Below are 1,800 nucleotides of genomic sequence, written 5' to 3' on the forward strand. Positions count from 1 at the left end.
TTAAACGGTGATCTTCCTACAGGGGACTTTCACCCCATTAGTCCACGCCCATGCTTTGCCGTTAACGAATGCACAGCAAAGCATTACCAGTTCCCTATGAACCCGCATTAAAGTGAACCCAGAATCAGAGTGGCATGGGATATCGGATGTACCCCATCGAGAAACCTCCATTCATGAGGAGGATTACTCGATTGTTAACAGATTCAGGCTATTTGCATAGCCCTAAATGGTACTGCGGGGCGAAATATGAACAGTTTGGCGGGGCACGTAAAGTTATTTCACTGTATTGAGGTGGCTGAGGCTATGAGTGAGACTGAAAGATGTGTATAAAACACAGCGGCAGCGTTAAGCACTATGAATAAAAAGAGCAGAATAATTGGGTTGATATCAATAGTTCCTGGAACTGTGTGCATACTTTATCTGACAGCCGCTCTTGGATTGGTTGTCTTGAGTGAGGGGGAGCCTGATTTTGGTCCAAATCCATATCAAACGGCTTTTTTACTTTTTGTTCCATGTTTAGCTTTGGTACAGCTTTGGAGGCTGCTCTATAGGGAAACCCCGTTATCCGAAATTAGTACACTTGAGAAGACGATTTCGACAGTTGTGGGTATTCCTGCTGTATTGTTAGGAGTAGGTATAACTTTCCTAATGCTATTTACAGCGCCTGCGGCTATTGTTTTCTATGGAGTTTTTGTACTTCCATTAACTATCTATGGTGGGTGGTGCCTTTATGATCTCTGGCTGGCTTAACAATCGCAAGCAGTATGCTCCGGCCCTTCGGGCCTCCGCGGGACGCCCAACGCTATGCACATCTTGTGCGGGCGTTATACGTAAATGATGATAGAAATACCAGACACACCAAATAAAGAGCCATTGTCACAAGAATGTGAGCATCTTGCGCCTATAGTGAAATTACTAGAAGAAAATGGTAATCGTGTAGATAGAACGTCAGGTGTTCTTCACGACAAAGGAGAAGGTAATTTTTTACTATTTTATGACCCAATAGATCTTGATTTAGTAACAAACAAAGTAAATTTACCTAACTTTATATCTGCTTCCAAAGGTGGTTATATCTCATGTAGTCGTTGTTGGTTTAATCTTGAGCAGCGAACTAAAGGCAAAATATTTGCAGGTGCAAAACAAATAAAATGGTGAAAACGTATAACAAGTTTAGGCATAATCACATTGCTATGTAATGCTGAAACTTCGCTTCGCTCATCCTATGCCAACGGCGTTATGTGCAAATGATGAAAGAGAGTAGTAAATGAGTGATGATGTAAACTCCAACCCAAAATGGGTAACTAGGGGTAAAACTATTAAACAACTTATAGCCGAGCTTAACTCATTTGAGAATCAGGACTTAGAAGTCAAAATTTCAATTGATGGAGGTGACTCTTTCAAATGTAAAAGTGCCAGGACTCATTTGTTGAGCATGGAGACCAGTACTGTGGTCAAACTCACTAACAATCACAGACATTATGCTACGGCCCTTCGGTCCTCCGCGGGACGGATTGCCTTGTGCACCTTTTGCGTGGGTCGCTTCGACCCCATTTTCGCGCAAAACGCGCACAAGGCAATCCGTCCCTGCTGTAAGCGTTATAGGTAAAATATGAAATTTTACGGTTATACGAAACAAGAGGCCGAAAAAGAGAATCCGAAGCCTCTAGAGCTATCTGAGGTTACTATTTCCGCAAGTGCTGAGGAGTTAAGAAAGCTTGCTAAATTTATTGCAGAACAATCAATCGCAATAGAGAAAGATCAGGACGGTTACGAACACGAACATTTGTCAGATTCATGCCC

Annotated in this window: 3 protein-coding genes; all 3 read left to right on the forward strand. The window is 42.4% G+C overall.

Annotation, left to right across the window (positions count from 1 at the left end; genetic code table 11):
- Positions 1–354 precede the first annotated feature (354 nt).
- Positions 355–750: a hypothetical protein gene (locus MO867_RS21885; RefSeq protein WP_252473097.1), complete on the forward strand. Its 396-nt coding sequence runs from the start codon at positions 355–357 to the stop codon at positions 748–750.
- Between the two features lie 84 nt (positions 751–834).
- The gene (locus MO867_RS21890) at positions 835–1,155 is read left to right on the forward strand and encodes a hypothetical protein (RefSeq protein WP_252473100.1); all 321 of its coding nucleotides are present in this window, start codon (positions 835–837) and stop codon (positions 1,153–1,155) included.
- Between the two features lie 454 nt (positions 1,156–1,609).
- Positions 1,610–1,800 (forward strand): Imm32 family immunity protein (locus tag MO867_RS21895; RefSeq protein ID WP_252473102.1); only part of this gene is annotated, 191 nt, incomplete at its 3' end.

The sequence above is a fragment of the Microbulbifer okhotskensis genome, from assembly GCF_023895975.1.
GTDB lineage: Bacteria > Pseudomonadota > Gammaproteobacteria > Pseudomonadales > Cellvibrionaceae > Microbulbifer > Microbulbifer okhotskensis.

What these genes read in the sequence shown, in the direction of transcription:
- MO867_RS21885 (WP_252473097.1), top strand. Translation starts at nt 355, where the DNA reads ATGAATAAAAAGAGCAGAATAATTGGGTTGATATCAATAGTTCCTGGA.
- MO867_RS21890 (WP_252473100.1), top strand. Translation starts at nt 835, where the DNA reads ATGATGATAGAAATACCAGACACACCAAATAAAGAGCCATTGTCACAA.